The following is a 23,317-nucleotide window of genomic DNA, read 5'->3' as shown; positions in this document are numbered from 1 at the left end:
CAACTTCATTTCATTATTTTAAATTTATTGTTAATTTATTGATTGTATTTGTTTAAATATTTAATTTTATATTTTAACTGTTCAGACCAGTTGGATTGAAATATGATCACTCTTATTTTTTGAATTAAAAATGTGCAGAAATGAGAAACACGACTCGTATCCAAATCATTAATCCAAATACCTGTGCCGAAATGACCACATCGATTGCTGAAGCTGCACGTCAGGTGGCCGCGGTAGATACCGAAATTATTGCCCAGTCTCCCGAGAAAGGGCTGTTATCGATTGAGGGGCATTATGATGAGGCGATTTCTGCTGTTGGAGTACTTGAATTAATTCAACAAGGAAAAGCACAGCAGGTCGATGGGCATATTATCGCCTGCTTTGGTGATCCAGCCTTGCATGCGGCAAGAGAGTTGGCTCAGGCACCTGTGATTGGCATTGCCGAAGCTGCATTTCATATGGCCAGTTTGGTGGCGACAAAATTTTCGATTGTCACCACCTTAGCCCGAACCAAAATTATTGCTGAACATTTATTGCATCAATATGGCTTTGAACGGAAATGTGCACAGATTCGATGCATTGATCTTCCTGTATTGGCTTTGGAACATGATAAGCAAGCGGCCTATGAAAAATTATTGGCAAGCTGCCAGCAAGCCAAAATGCGTGATGGGATTGGCTCGATCGTCTTGGGCTGTGGCGGCATGGCCGAGATGGCGGATCAGGTCAGTCTAGAGCTGGGAATTCCGATTATTGATGGGGTTCGGGCTGCGGTTAAACTGATTGAAAGCCTGCATGGTTTAGGCATTCAAACCAGTAAGTGGGGAGATTATGATTATCCCTTAATAAAAGGATAATGAAGCGCAACTGCGTGTAAAAATATCGATGATGAGCGTCTGTTTAAGTTCAGCTTTTCCTTAAAACGCATACAACAATGCCAGCATTTCGCTGGCATTGTTGTTCAATCAAAAGAAGGGAGATTAAGGAATCTCTTCTTCTTCAAATTCAGGTTTAACTTGAACAATAAAGTCCTGACGGTTCAGACCACGCCATAAGGCGAATGCGGTACCGATATAGATCGATGAGTAAGTACCGACAAAGATACCGACAAACATCGCCATAGAGAACCAGTGTAAGCCATCACCGCCTAAGAACATCATGGCCAGAACCACGAGTAATAAGGTCATCGAGGTGTGAATGGTACGACGTAAAGTTTCTGTTAAGGCGATGTCTACGATTTCACGAGGACTTGCACCACGAATTTTACGGAAGTTTTCACGGATACGGTCCGATACCACGATATTATCGTTGAGTGAGAAACCAATCACTGCAAGTACAGCCGCCAATACGGTTAAGTCGAATGGCCATTGGAACAGCGCAAAGGCACCAAAAATGATGATAATGTCATGGAATAATGACATTACAGCGCCGACAGCCATTTTAAACTCAAAGCGAATGGTCACGTAGATCAACATCAGGATCAAAGCAAGTGCGACTGCGCCCGCAGAGCGTACATAGAGCTCATTACCTACCGCACCACCGACAGAGTCCACTTTGTGAACTTCTACCGTGTTATTTGGCAATTGAACTGCTTTAGTAATGCTGTTGCTCAGGTCTTCAACATTCAGGTCTTCTTGTACAGGCATACGCACGATCAGGTCGGTATTACTCCCCAAAGTTTGTACTACAGCATCTTTGAAGCCTGCACGATCCAAGGCTTGAATCACTTGAGCAGGTTGAACCCCTTGCTTGTAGTTTAATTCAGCCGAAATACCACCAGTAAAGTCCAAACCAAGATTGAGACCTTTAGTGGCGATAAAGAAGATACTGGCAATGGTAATCAGGATCGAGAAGATGGCCGCAGGTGTGGCAATCTTCATGAATGGGATGATTTTTAGATCATCTGGGCGACCGTATTGCTTTGAGTCTTGTTGAGTCAGATCAGTCATGTGAATCTCCTTAAATACTCAACTTGTTCAAATTACGGCGTTTGCCATAAATGAGCTGTACGATTGCACGCGTTACTGTAATCGCAGTAAACATCGAACAAATAATACCAATCATCAAGGTCACCGCGAAGCCTTTGATCGGACCTGTACCAATCGCGAATAAAATAAACGCAACAATGAACGTGGTTAAGTTCGAGTCGAGAATGGTGTTATAGGCGCGATCATAACCCGCAACAATTGCCTGTTTGGGCGAGGCACCCCAGAGCATTTCCTCTCGTATTCGTTCACAGATCAGGACGTTGGCATCGACCGCCATACCAATGGTAATCACGATACCCGCAATACCCGGTAGGGTGAGGGAAGCCCCAATCCAAGACATCACGGTTAAGATCATGGCAAGGTTGAACACCAAGGCAAAGTTGGCGATCAAACCGAATAAACGGAAGAACACCACCATCCAAATTGCAACCAGTAAGAAACCGATTTGGGTCGATAATACACCCTTATCAATGTTTTCTTGACCCAAGCTTGGACCCACCACACGTTCTTCAACGAAGTACATTGGGGCAGCCAAAGCACCTGCACGAAGCATTAAGGCAAGTTCTGCTGCTTCTTGTGGTGAATCTAGACCGGTAATACGGAATTGCGAACCCAATACCGCTTGGATCGTTGCAGCGTTGATCACCACAGATTCGGTATATGGAGTACGAACTTCAGTTTGAACACCTGTATTTGGATCAGCCACGTAAGAGATTTTTTGTTTATTCTCGATAAACAAAACCGCCATACGTTTGCCAACTGCACCACGCGTGGCATCTGCCATCAGCTTACCACCCGAAGAATCGAGGGTGATATTTACTTCAGCACCGCCAGAGTCTTGGCTAAAGCCAGAACTTGCGTTTTGTACACGTTCACCAGTCAAGATACGGTTACGTTGTAACAGGAGTTGACGACCACTGTCTAAAGACTGATAGGCAAATACCTCAGTCCCAGGAGGAAGTGGCTGGCCATTATATTTACCCGTATATGGATCAATATATTGATCATTGCTATCTGCAACCAAACGGAACTCTAAGTTCGCAGTACGACCCAAGACACGTTTTGCTTCAGCGGTATCTTGCACACCCGGTAATTCAACCACAATACGGTTGCTACCCTGTGTTTGTACCAGAGCTTCAGCCACACCGAGTTCATTAATACGGTTACGTAAGGTGGTTAAGTTTTGGTTGACTGCATAAGATTGAATTTCCTGACGGCGTGCATCGGTATAATTCAGTCTTAAAGTTGCACCAGATGAAGTGGCAACCGCTTGTTGAGTAAACTCATTGCCATTACGACGTAAAAAATCAGTCGCTGCATCACGGTCGGCATTGCTGGCAAACTGGATGGTAATGGTGTTGTTACTTAACGCAAGGTTGTTAAATTTGATTTTGTTATCACGGAATTGACGACGCAAATCAGTCGCAGATGTTTCCATACGCTGACTAATGGCTTTATCCATGTCGACTTCGAGCAAGAAGTGTACGCCACCACGTAAGTCCAAACCAAGTTTCATCGGTTTTGCGCCAATCTTTTGCAACCACTCAGGGGTGGTTGGGGCAAGGTTGAGCGCAACGACATAGTCATCACCTAAATCACGGCGTAACACTTCTTTGGCTTTTAACTGTGCTTCAGAAGAGCTTAAACGTAATAATGCCGCGTTATTGGTGAAGCTATTGTCGTGGCTGCTAATGTTGGCAGTTTTTAAAATCTGCTCCGCTTTTTGCACGATAGTCTGATCAATTTTAGTGCCTGCTTTTGCCCCCGAAATTTGGACAGCAGGTTCATCTGGATACAGACTTGGAAGTGCATATAACGTACTGATCACAAGTACCACAAGGATCAGTAAATATTTCCATGCAGGGTAACGCATTCGCTTTCTTCTTAAATGAAAAAGTCGTGCTGAGGCACGACTATTTTATGATTAAAGGTTATTTAATGTGCCTTCAGGTAATACTGAAATGACACTCGCACGTTGGATTTTTACCTCAACACCGCGAGTGAGTTCAACAACTGCAAAGTCACCTTCAAGTTTGGTAATTCTCCCCATTAAACCACCAGCAAACACGATCTCGCTGCCTACACCCAGGCTTTCGATTAAAGAACGGTGTTCTTTAGCGCGTTTCGCTTGAGGTCTCCAGATCAAGAAATAGAAGATTGCGATAAATACCGCGATCATCAACAAGTTTGCCATAAGGCTTGGACCTTGTGCCGCAGCAGGTGCAGCGTGAGCAGTAGAGATGAAAAAACTCATTTCGATTTCCTAAAATTAAAAGGCAAAAAATTAATAATAAATTCCAATTCGTTTTGCAATGTACCTTGTCTTGCGATCAGGCGCAAATCTTGATGCAAATCGTTCAGCTTAGTCCTCTGGACATGCTGGAACTTCTAAGCCACGACGGGCATAAAAGTCCTGAACGTACTCATCAAATGTGCCGTTATCCAATGCATCACGCATACCTTGCGTCAGACGTTGGTAGTAACGCAAGTTGTGGATCGTGCCAAGCATTGATGCCAGCATCTCACCGCACTTCTCTAAATGATATAAATAGGCACGGGTAAAGTTTTTACAAGTGTAGCAATCACAATGTGGGTCTAAAGGCCCTTTATCATGACGATATTTACTGTTACGGATACGGACCAGACCATCGGTCACAAAATAATGACCATTACGGGCATTACGGGTTGGCATCACACAGTCAAACATATCGACACCACGGCGAACCGCTTCCACGATGTCTTCTGGTTTACCCACACCCATGAGGTAACGTGGTTTGTCCTGCGGCATTTTGTTGGGTAAATAATCAAGGACCTTGATCATTTCTTCTTTCGGTTCACCGACCGAAAGTCCCCCAATCGCATAACCATCAAAACCAACTTCCAACAAGCCTTTGAGTGATTCATCGCGCAGGTCTTCATACATGCCGCCTTGAATGATGCCGAATAAGGCATTTTTATTCTTGAGCGCGTCATGATGGTGGGTTTTACAACGTTTTGCCCAACGTAAAGAAAGCTGCAATGATTTTTGCGCTTCTTCATGCGTGGCAGGGTAAGGGGTACATTCATCAAAAATCATCACGATATCTGAATTCAGTACATGTTGAATCTCCATTGAAATTTCTGGAGACAAGAATACCTTTGAACCATCAATCGGAGAGCGGAAGGTTACACCTTCTTCTTTGATTTTACGCATTGCGCCCAAGCTGAAGACCTGGAAACCACCAGAGTCGGTCAAAATCGGTTTATCCCATTGGATAAACTCGTGCAGACCGCCATGCTCTTTAATTACTTCCAAACCTGGACGTAAATATAAGTGGAAGGTATTTCCTAAGATAATCTGTGCCTGAATTTCTTCAATATCACGAGGCAGCATGCCTTTTACTGTACCGTAGGTACCAACGGGCATAAACACCGGGGTTTCCACCACACCGTGTTCTAAAGTAAGTCGACCACGACGGGCGCGCCCCGACTGGCCTAATTTTTCAAATTTCATGTAATAACCTGAGCAAGATCGAAGTGCTACTATGATTGCAGCGCAAGAAGGCGAAAAAACAGTTCGCTGATCAAAAGCGGCTATTTTCCCCGATTATGGCGTGTAGTTCTACTACTAAATGTAGCGAGAGATAAAATAGATTTAGTTTGATAAGTTTTGGGTGATATTTGCTCGAATGTTGATGAGCAAATACTGATTTAAGTGAACAAGGTTTTTGCATTTTGTAATGCGAAATTTGTGAGGGAATTTGCTATCGAGATGGCGGCATGGATGCCGCCGCGTTAGACTGCGGTAGCAGGGATGTACCGTCAGTCTATGAACAGCGATTAAAGCTGTGCAAGGGTTTTGGTTACTTTTGCCAAAACAAAAGTAACTCCAACCGAAGGTTTTTGCTGAAATGAGTGAGATAACTGTAAGACGCTAAAATGTTATAACTACCGCACTAAAAATTCGGTTTATAGTCAAAATTTTCAGTCGCCAGATTATCCTTGAATGGGCGAATGGCTTTCTTCGATAAAGTCAGGGTATTGATCAGGTTGTTTGGAAACACTTCGATCTGGTTATTAAACAATTCCACATTGCGGTTAAAGATGGTGATTGCTGCACCGACATTTTCGTTTTGTTCCTGAATATCATCCATCATCTTGCTATACAAGGCATCGGCTTTCAGTTCAGGATAATTCTCGACCACCACATTCAGGCTGCGAATCAGCTCCTTACTCATTTTCTCGATCTGTTGTAGTTGAGAAATATCAGTGTCATTCATATTCAGGTTGAGAATCTGCTGCCGCAACTCGGTGACTTTTTCCAAGGTCGATTTTTCAAACTGGGTGTATTGATCCAGTGTGGCTTCCAAGGCTTCCAGAGTCTTTACTTTTTGACGCTCGAAGTTGGCCACTTCTGACCATGCCCGTTTGGTGGCATTAAAATAACGTACGATGGTATTGCGGATAGAAATACCCCACACGATCAGGAGTACAAAAAACCCTAAAAAGATAAGTAAACCAGTCATCGCCATTCCCCTTATTGTTATTACTCAATGATTAACGAATTAAATTCAGCATCCATTGTTGAAACGTCTGATATTGCGGCATGGTCATGGTGCGTAAATGGCCACGCAATGCAGGAATATCATGGATGTCGTTGCGTTTACTGGCGGTTTCGAAAAGATTTTGTTCGCCCACGTAACACAGGATTTGTTCTTGATGATGATAAATTAAATCTCCTGTAAAATGTTGAAAAAAATCATGCAGTTTTAAAGTGAGGCTCGGGCTGACTTCTTTGGCGAGTTGATGCTGATTCAAGCCAAAGATATTCAATTCTTGATTAATCAAAATGTCGCTGCTTTGCCAAGAACTGGTATATGGTTCAAAAAAATCTGAGCGCTGATTGCTGACGGAAATTCCCAAAGCTGGCATTTGAAAAATAAAAGCACCCCATAAATCTTTATGCATTTCTTTGACAATTTTTTTATCACTGTTTTGATCCTGAAGAATCGGCATTTCACTGACATAATGATATTGAAACAGGAGAACCTGATGTTCTGTGTTGCCATCATGCCAAGTCGTAGAGGCGTAGTGGGTAATTTCATTGGACTCACTGCCGCGGTTAAACAGTGGGAAATGTTGCTTTAATTTGCTCATCACCAAAATCGGTTGCGCTTGAATGGGGAGATAAGCAGGGAGCTGCTGGAACTGCAAACCATAGCGTAATACGGTCATACGTTGTTCCAGATAGTTGATCACACGTGTTAATGGTTCCTGTGGTTCATAGAGCAGATAGGCCAGAAAACCGGTAAGAAATGCCCCGAGCAGGCTCCAGATATATTGAATATATGGATGGATAAAATAGCCAAACACCAGCGTTCCGATACTGATGATACCCAGTAGGTAGGGAAGGGCATTAAAGAAACACAGATTATGATCTTCACGCCAAGGATGCAGTGCATCTAACAAATCCTGATCGCTATGTGATTTTTGTCCAGCCTCCCACAACCGGGCAATATTACGGAACACCTGCGCATTTTTTTTGCGTCGGATGTGGAGAGCTTGTTGTACTGTATCGATCGGCATGGAGGTTTTATTTCATTATAATTGCTTTGTATGAGCTGAATTATGCTTTAAATTTCAGAAACTAAGAAGCCTTGTAAGCTATTTTAATTATTTTAAATAAAATTATAGCGTCTTGAGTAAACTGGCAAATGCATCTTGTAAACGTTGCAGTTTTGGCATTTGCAGTTGTTCCAGTTTTTCAGCCAATTCATTCACTGTAATCGCCTGAAATAAATAATTATTTTCTGCCAAAGGAGATTCATTGAGTAACCAGCACATTAAGCCTGTGTGTGGATCAACATAAAAATCACTATGAAAAGCCAGCATCATATTCTCAAGTGCCAGTAACCGCTCTGGTGTTAAGAATTTAACAAACTCAAACTCATTGACACCACTTTGTTGATACTTTTGATTAAAGCGAATGTCACTGGATTGCCATTCAATGCCAAGATGACAACGACTTTTATGCGCGGCTGAAATACTGATGCCCTGAAATGGGAAGTTTTCCATCAACACACCCCATAAATTAGAATGGTGGGTTTCATAGAAAGTTTGACCTTGCTCGTCGGTTTTTTCGACAGAATAAGCGTAACGATATTTAAAAACTGAATAATCATAGGTTTTTTCTTTAACTATTATTTGTCCAGCAAGCAAAGTTGTAACGATATTGTCTTTATCACCGAATTGAAATAAGGGGTGGTCCAGTAATGCATGATTTAAGGGTGGTTCATCCTGCTGAAACTTCACCTTATAGGTCTGTTCCAGCATATAAACTCTGAGTTGTTCTTTTAAGTTTTCCAGTTCACTTGTGGGAATACGATAACGGATGCCAAGGCTAAACAGAACAACACTAACTATCAGATAGTAGGCTGAGAACAAAAGGCCTGCCAATAAAAAAATGAGACTCAGGGTGGTCAGCGCCCAGTAAAGATAATTCTTGATATATAGGTTTTGCTGGGCTTGCCAGTGTTTTAAGCGATCAATAAGCGTGTCGGGGGAGGGCTGCTCTGCAAGCAACTGGCGAATGGCCTCAATATTTTCTAAGGTTGTCTGATTATGCATAAATTGATTTTGAAAGTTTGTTTGAATTTTTTTTGATATAAATGGCATAATTTTTTAAATCATCATTTTAAAAAAATCGACTAAACCGTAGTTTAGTCGATTGATCATTATTAAGCGTCGAGCTTATCCACCAACATCGCATCGCCATAACTAAAGAAGCGATAACGTTGTTCTACTGCATGGGTATAAGCAGCCAAGATATTGTCCCGATTCGAGAGCGCTGAAACCAACATCAGTAAGGTCGATTCTGGTAAATGGAAGTTGGTAATCAAACGATCTACGATACAGAACTGATAACCTGGATAGATAAAGATCTGGGTATCGCCTGTCCAAGCTGCAATTTTACCTTGATTGGCTTGTGCTGCACTTTCTAAGGCACGGGTCGCCGTAGTGCCTACCGCAATGACTTTGTTACCGCGTGCTTTGGTTGCCAAAATCAGATCAATGGTGGCTTGCGGTACATCACACCATTCACTGTGCATAATATGATTGGTGATGTCTGTGGTACGCACAGGCATAAACGTTCCTGCACCGACATGTAGCGTGACAAAGGTTTTTTGTATGCCTTTAGCGGCTAGTTTGTCTAATAAGCCTTGGTCGAAATGCAGGCTTGCTGTCGGCGCAGCAACGCTGGCAATTTTTTCAGGGTCGTGGAAGACGGTTTGATAGCGTTCGGTATCAATCTCTTCGGCTTCACGATTGAAATAAGGTGGAATCGGCAGCTGACCGTATTGATCCAGTACTGACAGAATTGGTTGTGAAAACTTCACCACAAACAGATTTTCATGGCGACCTTGTACCGTGACAGGCACAGCATCTTCACCGATATACAGTTCTGCGCCTACTTTAGGTGAGTTGCTTGATTTGATATGGCAATGTGCCGTGTGGGTGTCCAACATGCGTTCAACCAGAACTTCGATAGCTCCGCCTGTAGCACGTTTACCTTTTAAGCGTGCCTTCATGACTTTGGTGTCATTTAGTACCAGCAAATCACCGTCTTCGAGTAGATCGAGGATATCGGTGAAGCTATGGTCGTGATATTGACCTTGGGCATCGATATGCAGCAGGCGAGATGCGCTACGGCTGTCTAATGGATAGCGAGCAATAAGTTCATCGGGGAGATCAAACGAAAAGTCGGAGAGTTGCATACATCTAAAACATTGCAAAAATTGGGCGTAGTATAGTCTTTTTTGCGTTTTCTCGCTGAGTTCGTGTGTTTATTGAGAGAAAAATATCTGAGTGATTTAAAAGTGAGCAATAAGCGTGAGTTAGTGTTTGACAATAAAATCAAACAGGTTATTATACGCAACACAAAGCATCGCACTCTTCCCGAGGTGGTGAAATTGGTAGACGCGGCGGACTCAAAATCCGCTGTCAGAGATGACGTGTCGGTTCGAGTCCGACCCTCGGGACCATATGCTTAACGGTGTATGTAGAATTATAAAAAAATAACTTTAATAAATAAGAGTTTACCTCTAAACCTATCTGTTATATCACGTTATATCCCTTGTTACTATGTCTAAAAATAGGTACCCTCATAGGTCCCCTATATTTTTAATTGCTTAAAGTTTGTGTTCTTATGGCAAGATCAGTAATACCTTTAACAGATGCTAAATGCGTAGCAGCCAAACCTAAAGATAGAGAATATACATTACAAGATGGAAATGGACTGTATCTTAGAATAAGAGAGACAGGTGCTAAAACATGGGTATATCGATATCAGAGTAAAAAATCAGGAAAACGAGAAAAAATATTATTAGGAAGTTATCCAGCATTAACTTTGGCGAAAGCTAGAGAGAAGAGACATGAATATGAGAGGATGCTTGCCGAAGGACTTGACCCTAAAGAGCAAATTGAAATTCTAAGGGTAAAAGCAAATAATATTCTTACTTTAGAAATGGTTGCTAGGGATTGGTTGAATGCTTATGCAATTAGAAAACCATTAGATGATGATACTAAACACAAACGATTGCGTAAGTTTGAAAATCATTTATTTCCTAAATTTAAAGATAAAAAAATTGACCAGATTACGCTCAGGTCCTTGAAGGATGCCTTAAATGCCATATATGAGCATTCACCTGATAATGCTCAAAGAATAAGAGCTGATTTAATCCTTATCTTCGCATATGCAGTACAGCATACTTATCTAGAAACAAATATTGCTCGGGATTTAGAGGATATGGATTTATCAGCTAAAAAGAACCACCGAGCTACGTTTAAGAGTTTAGATCGTGTTCCAGAACTAATAAGGCGCATTAAAGAAGATACAGGACATCCTTTAACAAAGCTTTGTCTACTAGTTGCTTTGCATACATTCTTAAGATCTTCTGAAATCAGGTTTGCAAGATGGGATGAAATAGATTTTGAGAGAAAGCAATGGACTGTTCCTCCTGTTCGGGACCTGATTGCTGGTATAAAGCATTCTAATAGGGGAGCAAAAATGAAAGAAAGTCATCTCGTTCCTCTATCCCCTCAGGCTATTGAGGTATTAAAGAAAGTGCATCAATATAGTGGTAATTGTGCTTTTGTCTTTCCAAGTCCTAATAATCATCAAAATTTTATTAGTGAAAATACACCAAATGATGCGCTACGTCGTATGGGGTATGATACGAATAAAGATATCTGTATTCATGGTTTTAGAGCTATAGCCAGATCTGCATTAGGAGAAATGTCTTTATTTTCAAGAGATGCTTTAGAGAAGCAGATGAGTCACCAAGAACGGAATGATACGGTTGGTGCATATACTCATATAGCTGAATATTTAGAGGAGCGTGAGAAAATAATGAATGTTTGGAGTAATTGGCTTGAAGAAATAGAAACCAATGTATATATAAAACCTTATGAGTATGCAAATAGAATTAAAAATAAAAATCTAGGGTTATGATTTATTGAACAAAATAGAAATACAAGATTATGATTAATTCGTTAAGATATTTTAAAAAGTACAGGGAAAAGTTTTTATGGGGGTATTTTCTTTGCTAAGTAAAAGAATAAATAGGTTAGGTTTTTATTTAACTATTAAAATACTTAATGGTTAATATAAAGAGGATTGAGAGTATTTTTTTATTACAGTCTAATGTAACTAATCGTAAAAAAGCCTTGTTTTTTGACTTTAAGACTTCCTTGTGTGGGTTAATTGAAGTAAAATAATGTTTTATATCGATTTGTAGTCTGATATCTACTAGTTTAAATATTTAGTCAATTCATCTTTATTTTTTCTAAAGAACTTGACAGGTGTTTTTGTTTTAGATATTAGTAAATGAATCGGATTTTGCAGATAATTTTAGTGTTTAAAGTTTAGGTTGGTGTACTCTTTGCTTTTGTTGTCCTGTAAAGCATAGACAAGGATGAGAGCTTCCATGTACAACTTCCTTTTTTAGCGCAATATTATCTGTAGCTTCAGGGGTGACTGTTAGTTCAGTCGGTTTTGAAGTGACAATCGAATTTATAGCAATTAATGCTTATAGAACTCTTCTTTGTTAAAGGGGATGTTTCTATAAGCATTTTTTTTGTTTCAAAATTTTGTATATAGGAGAATTGTGATAGCTGAGACAATGTTTAAGGGTTACCTCGTACTTAACAAGGATATGAACCCAGAAAATCTAACATCAATGTTAACTGTTTTAACCAGAGCAAAAGAAACAATGATATCCCCAAGGATGCTTCATTTTGTTGTGGAGATTATGGATGTTAATAATTTTCCGAAAAGGTTTATTCAGACTTTTAAGGAGCGTTTTATTAGTGAGGTTAATAGGAGGGAAAAGCAACGAAAGAAAGAAAGTAGCTCATATCAAAAGAGAAAAATTCCAGTATTGGAACTAATCTATAGTATTGAAACGAAGCTGATATCATCAATTGTTTGTGAGGACGATTCATTTTTAGATGAATGTAATCAACGCCCTTATCATCATATTCATTTAATGGTCATAGTTGATATTGGACACAATGATTATGGTGCTAAAGAGATTATGATTATCATTAATAAAGCTTTATCGAGAATAGAGGGGTTGGACTATGTCGAATATGAGGGTGCATTATGTTTTAAGGATGGTAGAGAGTTTCGCTATGGTTTTTTGAAATTAAGAGATCGTCAAACTAAAATTTATTGTGGTGATTTTAGGAGTTTATATTGGCATGATTTGCACACTGATTTTGAAGATGCTGTTATTAGAGCTTCATATTTGTGTAAGACTGAACAAAAGAAACTCCTCCCAAAACGATTTAGGCAGGGGAATAGTTTTAATGTAACGAGGAGAAGAAATATGGGTAATTAACTTGAAATAATCATATCAGTGCTTGAGTTGATCAGGTTACTTCTAGATATGTTTTTAATATGAATTTAGCTATTTAAATAGTGTGTACGATATCTTCTACACAATAGGGGGAGTATGTGCTTAAAAAATAGCAAAACAATGTAGAAAAGCAAAGTCTTTATTTAACTTACTTTAAGGTAGTGAATAAGATTAAGCAATTGGCATTTACTAATATGAGGATTTTATATGATTTTAGATTTAGGTGATACATATCGAATTGTAACGGATGAGTACAACTTTACATTACAACTGAAAAAAGTTATAGGAAGTGTAAAGGCTGTGACTAAAGAACCCTTAGAAAAGAATATAGGGAAAATTAGATATGTTGATGTTGGACATTATCCTAGTTTGAGAGCTCTTATCAACGGATTGTTGCGAAGAGAAATTTTACTGTCACAAGTGGACTCTTTAAAAGAGCTGGAATCTTTTCTGGAAGAATGTGTCAGTAAAATTTTAGCTTTACTTGATCCACTTGTTAAAAAGGAGCCAAAAAGTGAGATGAGTAAGTAAATTTAGTTCGGAACATTAACTGCGAACATGTTTTGAGCATGATAACAATTCTCTTATGATCTTGACTAAGGGTTTCTTTAGTACAGTGACATAGATGGCTATTAGCATTGAAAAAGCATGTTTTAAATTGATGAAAAGAGAGGTTTGTGAACAATTTGATATAAGGAGCAAATGAATGATTGCTAATTTAAATGAAACTGTAATTTTACGTCTTACTATGAAGCAAGTGTGTGAAATGTTAGCTTGTAGTCAGGATATGGTTAGAGGATATCTAAAAGATGATCCTTCATTTCCTAAACCACTTAAACAGGGTGTAACTAGGCAAGCATCAGTATTTTTTGATTATCAGGAAATAGTGGATTGGTATGAAAACTGGAAAAGAAAAGTTAGAGAAAGCGATCAATGCATATTGGTTGCATGAATGTAATGATGAAGCAACACGGATTCCTTTAGTGGAATACCGTGTTTTTATTTTTAATTACGAGAAAGGACCATTCTTATCAAGACCTAAAGCTTCTAGACGTGCTTCTTGTCTTAATTTATCTGTATGTTTATCCGCTAAACTTGGGATTAAGAATAGGTCAATAAAACACCAAATGACAGTAATTGCAATAAGAGGTAAAAACATAAAGGAAAAAATAGTTGCAAGTAAAATAAGAACTCCTGATGTAGAACACTCTAGATAAAATCTATGTGCTCCTAGGCCCCCTAAAAAAATTAATAATAAATATGCTACACCTTTAGATTTTTTTTGATTTGAAACCTTTTGTTCTATAAAAATTTCTTGCTGTAGTGACATAGGGTGCTCCTTGATAATGATCAATATCTATTTATTTAAATGTACATTCATTAAGAATTGGGTTTCCAATAACTTCTCCCCCTCCAATGCATCTTAACGTGATTATTTGTCCTTTATTTATATTGGTAGCCTTCTTTTGGAAGTCGAAATCTCCACTTGCCATTACAAAGTTAAACTCATAATCATTTTTAGAAGCTAAATTTATAACAGCTTCATTTGATAAATCGCTATCAATTGAGCCAACGATTCCTGTGACTTCAATATAAGTGTCTTTATATATGTTATCAGCTCGGACTTCATTGTTTTTATAGGTGTTAATCATTTTAGTCGCTGTTGTTTTTAGATAATTGATCTTAGGTTCAGCATTGGTTGTAGTGCTTTCTAATACTGGTTCAGCCTTAGTTTGCGTTTCTTTGCTTGATCCTGTTGGTGTATTTTCTTTTCCAAAAGGGATAAAGCATATAAGTATGATTACTGTAGCCAAAGAGCCCCAAAAAATTTTTTGATAAAAAAAATTCTGCTTCGTTAAGCTATTCATTTGGCCCGAAGATTTTTTAGAGTCTAAATATTCTTTTGGTAGGGGTGGGGGTAAAAGTGGTGGTGTGCTGGCATTTAGCTGGTTTCTAGTGTATTCACTCATTGGAAAGCCACAACTAGGACAACTTTTACTGATGTCACTAATTTCTTTGTTGCACTCAGGACAAGGCACTAAAGCCATAAATTCCCCCTCAATTTTAAATTCAAGTTTAAAAGAAATTATAAAGTTAATTTTCTTTAGAATTTCATATTGTTGATAACCGTTCATCTGATGATATGTTGACTTGGCTACCACTCCTTCTGACTAAACATAAGTCATAATACTCTAATAAATAGTATTGTCCTATATATGAGGGTATTTTTTATGAGGGTGGTGTATATGGGAGGTTGTTCTTAACATGATTTTTTAGCTTTTAAAGTAGACTTCATGAGTAAAGAGCTTAAGAATAATACTAGTGATCTTCGCTTTACAATTTTTGGTAATAATTGTCGTAAGTATAGAGAAAAGAAAGGATTGTCACAGGAAAACTTTGCTCACGAAAATAATTTACAACGTACTTTTTATGGAGACGTAGAAAGAGGAAAGCGTAACTTAACACTAGCAAATATTTTTAAGATAGCTGATGCATTAGAAATTGATCCAAAGTTGCTTTTTGATGAGATGCCAGAAGGTGTTAAAACTGAAAAGAATTAACTCTAGTTCTATTGGTTAGATGTTTTTCTTGGTAGGTGTTTTTGTTTTATGGCCCCCTTATTGGTACCCGAAAATTATTTAAAATAATTAATTTTAATATTTTCATGTGTTTATATTGTTTATTTGATTCCGACCCTTGGACCAAGATTCAAAGACCACAAGCTGGTATTAAAGGCTTGGGGTTTTTTCATTTCTGGCTGTTATACTTTTTTACGGTATTTTGCGGGAATATTGGGTATAACTTTCTGCCCGGTTTCGACCCGATATTTAAAGATAGAAAATAAGCATAACCAATTATTTACGAGCAAATCTATTTATCAACGTCCTAATAAAAATGGAAGGCAGATGTTGAACTAAATGGTGTACATGAGACCAAGACTGGGGCTTTCTCAGAAAAACTTCTCTGCATTGTTTAATAAGAAAACGATGGCTGTTTTTCGCTATGAAAAGAGTGAAAGGGTCATGAACCAAGAGGATTTGGAAGCTTTACATCATGAGAGTGTGGGTATTTGGTTTTTATTAACTGGAGAGCATGTTCGTCCTGATCTGCTTGCAGACGATGCAAAAAAGCTGTTAAAACTTTGGGATCAGGGTTGACCCTACACAGCATGCAACTTTGCTGACCTTAGTGAGAAATTTTGCTGAGAGTTTTGGAAAAAATAAATAGATATGTGAATGAGTAAATCTTAGTTTACTCATTAAATTTTAAATTTTTGGCTATAGTAAGGAAGAATTTATGCAACCTGATGATATAAAAAATTTAATTGCTTTCAGTGGATTGATTGTCTCTGCAATAGTTGGAATACCAATGCTTTATTTCAAAACAAAAGAGCATAAAAATCTGCATGAACAAACACTTACTAATAGGTTTAAAGCAAGTATGGAGTACGATACAAATTTTTTTAAAAATAGCAAAAATAAGCAGTATTCAAAAAATGTAAATGATGCAGCAGCCCAATCATTGGTTGGTAGTGAGAATGTTGATGCTTTTTTAGTTAATTTACTTTTGGAGTTTCACGAAAGAAATTTAGTAGATATCAATGAAATGATGTTTCTTTTCAAGGATGGTTGCAAATATGGTTACCTAAAGTACGAAAAAAATACCAATATTAATAAGAGTTTAGATGAGCGAGTGATCGAGAGTTTTAGATTTTATTTCAGTAAGAAGAATTCCAAAATCTACTATATAAATCAAGAGAAAATAAGTAAAAGCAGAAGCCTAGCTAAGAAATTATTTTTCATTACTTTTTGCATTTTAATTTTTTATTCAATGTTTTTTTTCTATATGGTTTTAAATTCTAAAAGTTTTTATGATCTTATATTTTCTTTAATTTTTGGAGTTTTAACATTTTTCTTAGCATTTATTTTTCCCAATTTAAAGTTCTCTATGGAAAATACGAGTAAATTTTTAGAGAAGTTTTATGAGGCATATGAAAACTATGTTGAACAGAATAATAATGAAGAATTAGAGTTTGATGCTAAAAACCAATCTAGCGTGTCAAACTACAGTGAATATAGAAGAAGATATTAGTAATTTTATTTCGATAAATATTATTCTGACCTTAGTGCTTAAAAGCTATTGTTGTTAAGATGGTAGTAGGTGTTATTAAAATATTTGAACGAGTCGAATTTGCTCTTGAATAATCAATAGAGTTGCAGCGACATAATAAACAAAGTAATAGAGACAGCTCATCTGTTGTTAATTTTAGACTAGATTTAAGTTAAAATTTAATGAAATTTCACGTTTTGTTGCGAATTGATTGAATCAACAATTGCCTTTTCTGTTAAAGTTTGTTAATACTAAGTGATAGTTTTCACATTTTTTTTATAAAACGTAAAGAACCGTATAACGAAAATATTCGAGAGGCGGGAATGACGATTCAATTATTAGAACTACAGCAAGCCGAAAAGTTAAGTGCTTGTAAAATCTCTCTTTCTTTGGGGCTAACTTCAGAGCAGAACTTGCTTGAGCAATTTTTACAGTTTAACCGAAAACTGATGCAAGCCAGTACCGCATTGCTGTCATTTCACCAAGAACCTTACCTGTGGCATCGTTGTCCTGAAAAACTCAAAGCCATTGATTCCGCAAAAATTGCCAAAAGCTTAAATACGCTATTTGTGAATGGAGATCTGGTCGATAGTGACCATCCGCAATACCCAACCTTATTGGCATTTCTCGCACCACTGAAAAAGAAAATTCAAACTGCTGTTGCGCTACATCTCAGACATCCAGACCAAACTTCACTCGGTTATATCATCCTGTTTGATGAAGCTGCACAAGGCTTTAGTGAATTACAAAAACAACTGCTGCAAGAGCATTGCATCAATTTCATGCAACAGCTGGAATTGAAATTTAACCACGATGAACTCAAAGAATTATACGAACAAGAATCCGCACTGAATTTTAGTAAAACCAAATTCTTTTCGATTATTTCCCATGACTTACGTGCACCATTTCATGGCTTGCTTGGTTTCTCGGAAATCTTGGCCAAAGAACGTGAAACCTTAGACGAATCCAGTATTCAGAATATTGCCGACTATCTTTACGATACCTCACAATCGACCTATAACTTATTAGAAAGTTTACTGAATTGGTCGATGGCTGAAGGTGGGCGCTTTGTTTATCACCCGATCAACTTCAAGTTGCGCCAAATTACCAATATCGTGACCGACATTCTTAAAACTTTGGCCATTAAGAAAAATATTCAGCTGATTAATGAAGTAGATGAAAATCTTAAAGTCTATGCCGATATGAATATGATCACCTCGGTGATTCAGAACTTGGTCTCCAATGCGCTGAAATTTACCGATGTGGACGGTACAGGCAAAGTCTATATCCAAGCGCAACATAAAGGCACCTATGTCGAAATCTATGTCAAAGACACGGGCTTAGGCATGACCCCAGAGCAAATCAAAAATTTGTTCCAGCCGCGGATTACCATGAGCTATAAAGGTACAGCGGGGGAAAAGGGGGCTGGTCTGGGCTTAAGTTTATGTAAGCGCTTTGTGGAAATGAATTTGGGTGAAATCAATGTCAGCTCCAATGAGGGCGAAGGCACAGTGTTTACAGTGTTGTTGCCAATCGAACGAGAACAGGTTGATTTATGTACGGATCAACAAAAAAGCAAAGCGAAATTAGTCTAAAGAGATTTTAAAGATAAGCTTGTAACTGATATAACTAATCCAAGATGACCTGACATCAGTCGAGCCTTTTTATATGAATGCGCAACAGCTACAAAGAACCTTAGTTGCAAGCCAATATGCTGAACAAGTTTTAAATTTATACCAAGCAGAATTAGAACAAGACTATTCCGTAGATCAATTTCTGGACTCGCTGTCGACTGAAACCATCCATCAAAAAGTGCAACTGGCTGTGGCTGAGTTCGCAGACGAACAGGCGTGGATGAAAGCCTTACGTATCTTGCGTGCCAAGCTGATGTTTCGCTGGATTTGGCAAGATGCCAATCAACTCACCAATGTCGTCACACTGACACGTGAGCTATCCGATTTTGCCGATGCCAGTATTTGTGCCGCTAAAGCCTTTGCACTACCACCTTTATTAGCCAAACACGGTGAGCCCATCGGTTATTCAGGCCAGTTACAAGATCTGATTGTGATTGGCATGGGCAAGCTCGGCGCGCAAGAACTGAATTTATCCAGTGATATTGACCTGATTTTTGCCTTCGATGAGCAAGGTGAGACCAATGGGCGTAAATGTATTGATGTACAGCAGTTTTGCATTCTGTGGGGACAGAAGCTGATTTATCTGCTCGATCATATTACTGCAGATGGTTTTGTATTCCGTGTCGATATGCGTTTGCGTCCGTGGGGCGATGGTTCAGCCTTAGCAATCAGTCATAGTGGTTTGGAAAAGTATCTCAGCCAGCATGGGCGTGAATGGGAGCGTTATGCATGGATTAAGGCACGGGTGATTACGGGCGGCAAAGCGGGTGAAGAATTGTTAGATATGTCGCGTCCGTTTGTATTCCGTCGTTATGTCGATTATTCCGCTTTTGCTGCCATGCGTGAAATGAAAGCCATGATCGAACGTGAGGTCATGCGCCGTAATATCGAAGAGGATATTAAACTGGGTGCAGGCGGGATTCGTGAAATCGAGTTTATTGTGCAGGTATTCCAGTTGATCTATGGTGGATCGAAGCGTGAACTGCAAGATCGTCAATGTTTAGTGAATCTGCATCACTTGGGTGAAGCCGAATTGCTGGATCAGCAAGCAGTGATTGATCTGGAAGATGCCTATCTGTTCCTAAGACGAGTCGAACATGCGATTCAAGCCTTGAATGATCAGCAAACCCAGTCTCTTCCAACTGAACCCGAGCTGAGACAGCGTATGCTGGAGACATTAGGCTTTGCCGATTGGCCTGCATTTTTGGATGTATTGAATCAGAAACGTGACAAGGTCAAAGTCCAGTTTAAACAGTTGATTCAGGAAAAAGAGTTTGCTGAGCCGGTCGATGATTTTGTTCAGCTTGAACAAAAGCTCAATGCCGTACTGGATGATGATGCCAAGAACCTGATTCAAAACTTCTGGCATGGACAAGCACTACGTAAAATCCCAGCCAGTGCCTTAGAGCGCTTAAAGAAATTCTGGCCGCATTTGGTCGAAGCGATTTTACAGTCGGATCAGCCGCAAATGGCACTGTTGCGCTTGATGCCTTTGATCGAGTCGGTGTTACGCCGTACCGTGTATTTAGTGATGTTGATGGAAAGCCGAGGCGCGTTGCAGCGACTGGTCAAGATGGCAACCGTCAGTCCGTGGATCTGTGAGGAACTGGCGCAATATCCTGTGCTGTTGGATGAATTCCTGTCGATGGATTTTGGTCTGCCACAACGCAAAGATCTGGAAGATTCTTTGCGTCAGCAATTGTTGCGCATCGAGATTGATCAAGTTGAAGATCAGATGCGGGTATTGCGCTTATTTAAAAAGAGCAATGTGCTGACAGTTGCAGCCAGTGATGTGCTTGCGGAAAGTCCGTTGATGAAAGTCTCCGATGCGCTCACGGATATTGCTGAAGTGAGTGTACAAGCGACTTTACGCTTGGCTTATGAAGCGGTTGCACAGCGTCATGGTTATCCAGTCGGCAATGATGGGCAACGATGCAGTCTCGATAAAAAAGGTTTTGCGGTGATTGCTTATGGCAAATTGGGTGGCATTGAACTCGGTTATGGTTCCGATTTAGATTTGGTGTTTATCCATGCACTTGAAGAGCAAGGTGAAACCGATGGTCGTAAGCGTATCAGTGGCGCTGAGTTTGCGATTCGTGTTGCGCAGAAGTTTATGTCCTTAATGACCACGCAAACACTAGATGGACGAGTCTATGAGATTGATACCCGTCTGCGACCTTCAGGTGAAGCAGGGATGTTGGTCACCAGTCTAAAAGCCTATGAGCAATATCAACAAAAAAGTGCCTGGCTCTGGGAGCATCAAGCCTTGGTGCGTGCCCGTTCGATTGCGGGAGATAGTGGATTATGCACGCAATTTGAACAGATTCGCTGTCAGATTCTGACCCAAGTGCGTGATGAAAATGAAGTACGTGAAGAAGTGCTGAAAATGCGCCAAAAGATGAAAGATCATTTGGGATCATCTTCTGAGCAAAAAAAACATGGGATTTTTCATTTAAAACAGGACTCAGGTGGTATCGTTGATATCGAATTTATGGCACAGTATGTTGTGCTTGCATGGAGTGGGACGAATACAGATCTCGCCCATTTTTCCGACAATGTAAGAATTCTAGAAGATGCTGCTCAAGCAGGCTGCTTATCCAGTGAAGATGCCACAGCATTAATACACGCTTATCTCCGTGAACGAGCTGAGAGCCACCGTCTAGCGCTTGCAAATCAATCTATGCAAGTCAATGCTGCGGATTGGCACGATACCCGCGAGATCGTTTGCAAGTTATGGCAAAGATTAATTGATCCAACTGCGCAAGCATTGGAAAGTGAATAATTGTGTAAAAAAGAAAATGGAGTATGTGCGATGAGTTTGGCTGATCGTGATGGTTTTATTTGGCAAGATGGAAAATTAGTTGATTGGCGTGATGCAAAAATTCACGTCTTGACTCACACACTACACTACAGCATGGGTGTCTTTGAAGGCGTCAGAGCTTATGAAACCCCGAAGGGTACCGCAATCTTCCGTTTGCAAGATCACACTAAGCGCTTATTAAATTCAGCAAAAATTTATCAGATGAATGTTCCATTTGATCAAGCGACATTAGAACAAGCACAAATCGATGTGGTGCGTGAAAATAAACTGGCTTCTTGCTATTTACGTCCACTGATCTGGATTGGTTCTGAAAAACTCGGTATTGCCGCAACAGACAACACTATTCATGCTGCAGTGGCTGCATGGGGATGGGGGGCATATCTGGGTGAAGAAGCCATGGCGCGTGGTATTCGTGTTAAAACTTCATCATTCACGCATCACCATCCAAACGTAACCATGTGTAAGGCAAAAGCATGTGGTAACTATACCGTTTCGATCTTGGCGCATCAGGAAGTGGCACGTTCAGGTTATGACGAAGCGATGTTGCTTGACCCACAAGGTTTTGTTTGCCAAGGCGCAGGCGAGAACGTATTCCTGATTAAAGATGGTGTATTACATACCCCAGATTTAGCAGGTGGTGCATTGGAAGGGATTACCCGTCAAACCGTGATTACCATTGCCAAAGACTTGGGTTATGAAGTGGTTGAACGCCGTATTACCCGTGATGAATTCTACATCGCAGATGAAGCATTCTTTACTGGTACTGCTGCGGAAGTGACACCAATCCGTGAATATGATGACCGTGAAATTGGTTGTGGTTCACGTGGTCCGATTACCACTGTGATTCAAAAGACTTTCTTTGATGCGGTACAAGGCCGCAATGACAAATATGCACACTGGTTAACGTATATCAAATAAGCGTTTAATATGTGCGAAGGCGAAGCTTAGGCTTCGCTTTTTTATTGACGAATTAATAATAAAAAAAGTCATAGGGTCTATGCTAAGATGAGCATATATTCAGTGCATATGATTGAACACTTTTGTTTTTTTTCGACAAAGTGAGCCGTCATATCTCAAGCATTTAAGGTTATCAGATGGTAGAGATTCAACAAAATTCGGCAACTCCTGAAGACAATGTGATTTTATGCATGAAGTGGGGAACCAAATATGGCGCTGAGTATGTCAACCGTTTGTATAACATGGTCAAACGTCATCTGACTTTGCCTTTTAAGATGGTCTGCCTGACGGATCGTACAGAGGGCATTGATCCCAATATTCAATGTTTCCCAATTCCATCGTTGGATTTACCTGCGGGGAGTCCTGAACGTGGTTGGAATAAGCTTTCAACGTTTGAACCGGATCTTTATGGCTTAAAAGGTAATGCACTGTTCCTCGATCTGGATGTAGTGATCATTGATAATATTGACTGCTTCTTCCAAGCGGAAGGAGAATTCTTGGTGATTCATGACTGGAAACGTCCTTGGCGCATCACCGGTAATAGTTCAGTTTATCGTTTTAAACTGGGAGCTTTCCCTGACATTTTGCCGTATTTTCGTGCAAACTTTAAACAGATTAGTCAAAAGTTCCGTAATGAACAAGAGTATCTGTCTTGGTTTGTGCATAAAGAAGGCAAGCTGAGCTATTGGGATAAAGATTGGTGCAAGAGTTATAAATATCACTGCTTGCGTCGAGTTCCCTTTGCTTATTTCCAGCCGCCAGTAAAACCGAAAGGTGCGAAAATCATTATTTTCCATGGCGAGATTAATCCACCAGATGCGATCAGTGGTGGCGGTGGTAAATGGTATCGTTATGTGTTGCCATCGGACTGGATTAAAGAGTCTTGGCAGTAATCCAAGCGTTACGTATCCT

General features: G+C 39.6%; 22 protein-coding genes and 1 tRNA gene. 13 read left to right on the top strand and 10 right to left on the bottom strand.

All coding sequences use genetic code 11. The annotated features are described in order from the left end of the window. Positions 1–140: 140 nt before the first annotated feature. Positions 141–854 carry an aspartate/glutamate racemase family protein gene (locus F895_RS01200; protein ID WP_005244313.1) on the top strand — a complete coding sequence of 238 codons (714 nt, stop codon included), beginning with the start codon at positions 141–143 and terminating at the stop codon, positions 852–854. 123 nt (positions 855–977) lie between these two features. On the opposite strand, the gene secF is transcribed toward F895_RS01200, so the two are convergent. The 8 genes from secF to queA form a co-directional block, all read right to left on the bottom strand. After that, positions 978–1,946 (bottom strand): protein translocase subunit SecF, encoded by a 969-nt coding sequence (gene secF / locus F895_RS01205; protein WP_005244311.1) that lies wholly within the window; start codon positions 1,944–1,946, stop codon positions 978–980. Positions 1,947–1,956: 10 nt separating this feature from the next. Continuing rightward, a complete protein-coding gene (gene secD, locus F895_RS01210; RefSeq protein ID WP_005244309.1) occupies positions 1,957–3,858 on the bottom strand; it encodes a protein translocase subunit SecD in 1,902 nt (633 codons plus the stop codon). Positions 3,859–3,909: 51 nt separating this feature from the next. Continuing rightward, positions 3,910–4,239, bottom strand: coding sequence for a preprotein translocase subunit YajC (gene yajC / locus F895_RS01215; RefSeq protein WP_005206306.1), 330 nt, complete (start codon positions 4,237–4,239; stop codon positions 3,910–3,912). Positions 4,240–4,347: 108 nt separating this feature from the next. Next, positions 4,348–5,478: a tRNA guanosine(34) transglycosylase Tgt gene (gene tgt / locus F895_RS01220; RefSeq protein ID WP_005244303.1), complete on the bottom strand. Its 1,131-nt coding sequence runs from the start codon at positions 5,476–5,478 to the stop codon at positions 4,348–4,350. Positions 5,479–5,920: 442 nt separating this feature from the next. Then, entirely contained in the window at positions 5,921–6,490 is a 570-nt protein-coding gene (locus F895_RS01225) for a LemA family protein (protein ID WP_005244301.1), read from the bottom strand. Positions 6,491–6,521: 31 nt separating this feature from the next. Then, the gene (locus F895_RS01230) at positions 6,522–7,550 is read right to left on the bottom strand and encodes a hypothetical protein (RefSeq protein ID WP_005244299.1); all 1,029 of its coding nucleotides are present in this window, start codon (positions 7,548–7,550) and stop codon (positions 6,522–6,524) included. Between the two features lie 102 nt (positions 7,551–7,652). Next, a complete protein-coding gene (locus F895_RS01235) occupies positions 7,653–8,591 on the bottom strand; it encodes a hypothetical protein (RefSeq protein WP_005244297.1) in 939 nt (312 codons plus the stop codon). Positions 8,592–8,701: 110 nt separating this feature from the next. Continuing rightward, the gene (gene queA, locus F895_RS01240; protein WP_005244296.1) at positions 8,702–9,739 is read right to left on the bottom strand and encodes a tRNA preQ1(34) S-adenosylmethionine ribosyltransferase-isomerase QueA; all 1,038 of its coding nucleotides are present in this window, start codon (positions 9,737–9,739) and stop codon (positions 8,702–8,704) included. A gap of 180 nt (positions 9,740–9,919) precedes the next feature. Here queA and F895_RS01245 point away from each other — a divergent pair. The 5 genes from F895_RS01245 to F895_RS01265 all read left to right on the top strand — a co-directional run bounded on the left by F895_RS01245 (position 9,920) and on the right by F895_RS01265 (position 13,835). Further along, a tRNA-Leu gene (locus tag F895_RS01245) sits at positions 9,920–10,006 on the top strand. 164 nt (positions 10,007–10,170) lie between these two features. Then, positions 10,171–11,475, top strand: coding sequence for a tyrosine-type recombinase/integrase (locus F895_RS01250; protein WP_005244294.1), 1,305 nt, complete (start codon positions 10,171–10,173; stop codon positions 11,473–11,475). Positions 11,476–12,178: 703 nt separating this feature from the next. After that, positions 12,179–12,865, top strand: coding sequence for a hypothetical protein (locus tag F895_RS01255; RefSeq protein WP_228128859.1), 687 nt, complete (start codon positions 12,179–12,181; stop codon positions 12,863–12,865). Between the two features lie 225 nt (positions 12,866–13,090). After that, on the top strand, positions 13,091–13,414 hold the full coding sequence (locus F895_RS01260; protein ID WP_005244290.1) for a hypothetical protein: 324 nt from the start codon (positions 13,091–13,093) through the stop codon (positions 13,412–13,414). A gap of 175 nt (positions 13,415–13,589) precedes the next feature. Further along, positions 13,590–13,835, top strand: a complete 246-nt coding sequence (locus F895_RS01265) for a helix-turn-helix transcriptional regulator (RefSeq protein WP_005244289.1) — start codon at positions 13,590–13,592, stop codon at positions 13,833–13,835. A gap of 57 nt (positions 13,836–13,892) precedes the next feature. Here F895_RS01265 and F895_RS01270 read toward each other — a convergent pair whose 3' ends face one another. Together F895_RS01270 and F895_RS01275 are read right to left on the bottom strand one after the other, a co-directional pair. After that, a complete protein-coding gene (locus F895_RS01270; protein WP_005244286.1) occupies positions 13,893–14,213 on the bottom strand; it encodes an NINE protein in 321 nt (106 codons plus the stop codon). Positions 14,214–14,244: 31 nt separating this feature from the next. After that, positions 14,245–15,018, bottom strand: a complete 774-nt coding sequence (locus F895_RS01275) for an OB-fold protein (RefSeq protein WP_010589790.1) — start codon at positions 15,016–15,018, stop codon at positions 14,245–14,247. A gap of 159 nt (positions 15,019–15,177) precedes the next feature. On the opposite strand from F895_RS01275, the gene F895_RS01280 reads away from it, so the two are divergent. The 7 genes from F895_RS01280 to F895_RS01305 all read left to right on the top strand — a co-directional run bounded on the left by F895_RS01280 (position 15,178) and on the right by F895_RS01305 (position 23,298). Then, entirely contained in the window at positions 15,178–15,444 is a 267-nt protein-coding gene (locus F895_RS01280; RefSeq protein ID WP_005244281.1) for a helix-turn-helix domain-containing protein, read from the top strand. 462 nt (positions 15,445–15,906) lie between these two features. Next, entirely contained in the window at positions 15,907–16,041 is a 135-nt protein-coding gene (locus F895_RS20410) for a hypothetical protein (protein WP_005244279.1), read from the top strand. A gap of 139 nt (positions 16,042–16,180) precedes the next feature. After that, complete coding sequence (locus F895_RS01285; protein ID WP_005244277.1) at positions 16,181–16,975, top strand: hypothetical protein; 795 nt, start codon at positions 16,181–16,183, stop codon at positions 16,973–16,975. A 341-nt stretch (positions 16,976–17,316) separates the two neighbouring features. Further along, complete coding sequence (locus F895_RS01290) at positions 17,317–18,588, top strand: sensor histidine kinase (protein ID WP_005244275.1); 1,272 nt, start codon at positions 17,317–17,319, stop codon at positions 18,586–18,588. Between the two features lie 73 nt (positions 18,589–18,661). Beyond that, entirely contained in the window at positions 18,662–21,409 is a 2,748-nt protein-coding gene (glnE, locus tag F895_RS01295) for a bifunctional [glutamate--ammonia ligase]-adenylyl-L-tyrosine phosphorylase/[glutamate--ammonia-ligase] adenylyltransferase (RefSeq protein ID WP_005244273.1), read from the top strand. Between the two features lie 30 nt (positions 21,410–21,439). Continuing rightward, the gene (locus F895_RS01300; protein ID WP_005244271.1) at positions 21,440–22,366 is read left to right on the top strand and encodes a branched-chain amino acid transaminase; all 927 of its coding nucleotides are present in this window, start codon (positions 21,440–21,442) and stop codon (positions 22,364–22,366) included. Positions 22,367–22,542: 176 nt separating this feature from the next. Continuing rightward, positions 22,543–23,298, top strand: coding sequence for a hypothetical protein (locus F895_RS01305; protein ID WP_005244269.1), 756 nt, complete (start codon positions 22,543–22,545; stop codon positions 23,296–23,298). Positions 23,299–23,317: the final 19 nt, after the last annotated feature.

Source organism: Acinetobacter sp. CIP 64.2 (assembly GCF_000369645.1).
Lineage (GTDB): Bacteria > Pseudomonadota > Gammaproteobacteria > Pseudomonadales > Moraxellaceae > Acinetobacter.
The sequence above is the reverse complement of the archived record's forward strand: the minus strand, read 5'-3'. Positions and strand labels throughout refer to the sequence as shown.

Excerpts from the sequence above, each read along its gene's own strand:
- F895_RS01275 (WP_010589790.1), bottom strand. The coding sequence starts at position 15,018 with ATGAACGGTTATCAACAATATGAAATTCTAAAGAAAATTAACTTTATA.
- F895_RS01270 (WP_005244286.1), bottom strand. The coding sequence starts at position 14,213 with ATGTCACTACAGCAAGAAATTTTTATAGAACAAAAGGTTTCAAATCAA.
- queA (WP_005244296.1), bottom strand. The coding sequence starts at position 9,739 with ATGCAACTCTCCGACTTTTCGTTTGATCTCCCCGATGAACTTATTGCT.
- F895_RS01260 (WP_005244290.1), top strand. The coding sequence starts at position 13,091 with ATGATTTTAGATTTAGGTGATACATATCGAATTGTAACGGATGAGTAC.
- F895_RS01250 (WP_005244294.1), top strand. The coding sequence starts at position 10,171 with ATGGCAAGATCAGTAATACCTTTAACAGATGCTAAATGCGTAGCAGCC.
- F895_RS01200 (WP_005244313.1), top strand. The coding sequence starts at position 141 with ATGAGAAACACGACTCGTATCCAAATCATTAATCCAAATACCTGTGCC.
- F895_RS01230 (WP_005244299.1), bottom strand. The coding sequence starts at position 7,550 with ATGCCGATCGATACAGTACAACAAGCTCTCCACATCCGACGCAAAAAA.
- yajC (WP_005206306.1), bottom strand. The coding sequence starts at position 4,239 with ATGAGTTTTTTCATCTCTACTGCTCACGCTGCACCTGCTGCGGCACAA.
- F895_RS01300 (WP_005244271.1), top strand. The coding sequence starts at position 21,440 with ATGAGTTTGGCTGATCGTGATGGTTTTATTTGGCAAGATGGAAAATTA.
- secD (WP_005244309.1), bottom strand. The coding sequence starts at position 3,858 with ATGCGTTACCCTGCATGGAAATATTTACTGATCCTTGTGGTACTTGTG.
- F895_RS01265 (WP_005244289.1), top strand. The coding sequence starts at position 13,590 with ATGATTGCTAATTTAAATGAAACTGTAATTTTACGTCTTACTATGAAG.
- F895_RS01255 (WP_228128859.1), top strand. The coding sequence starts at position 12,179 with ATGAACCCAGAAAATCTAACATCAATGTTAACTGTTTTAACCAGAGCA.
- tgt (WP_005244303.1), bottom strand. The coding sequence starts at position 5,478 with ATGAAATTTGAAAAATTAGGCCAGTCGGGGCGCGCCCGTCGTGGTCGA.
- F895_RS20410 (WP_005244279.1), top strand. The coding sequence starts at position 15,907 with ATGAACCAAGAGGATTTGGAAGCTTTACATCATGAGAGTGTGGGTATT.
- secF (WP_005244311.1), bottom strand. The coding sequence starts at position 1,946 with ATGACTGATCTGACTCAACAAGACTCAAAGCAATACGGTCGCCCAGAT.
- F895_RS01235 (WP_005244297.1), bottom strand. The coding sequence starts at position 8,591 with ATGCATAATCAGACAACCTTAGAAAATATTGAGGCCATTCGCCAGTTG.
- F895_RS01280 (WP_005244281.1), top strand. The coding sequence starts at position 15,178 with ATGAGTAAAGAGCTTAAGAATAATACTAGTGATCTTCGCTTTACAATT.
- glnE (WP_005244273.1), top strand. The coding sequence starts at position 18,662 with ATGAATGCGCAACAGCTACAAAGAACCTTAGTTGCAAGCCAATATGCT.
- F895_RS01305 (WP_005244269.1), top strand. The coding sequence starts at position 22,543 with ATGGTAGAGATTCAACAAAATTCGGCAACTCCTGAAGACAATGTGATT.
- F895_RS01225 (WP_005244301.1), bottom strand. The coding sequence starts at position 6,490 with ATGACTGGTTTACTTATCTTTTTAGGGTTTTTTGTACTCCTGATCGTG.
- F895_RS01290 (WP_005244275.1), top strand. The coding sequence starts at position 17,317 with ATGACGATTCAATTATTAGAACTACAGCAAGCCGAAAAGTTAAGTGCT.
- F895_RS01285 (WP_005244277.1), top strand. The coding sequence starts at position 16,181 with ATGCAACCTGATGATATAAAAAATTTAATTGCTTTCAGTGGATTGATT.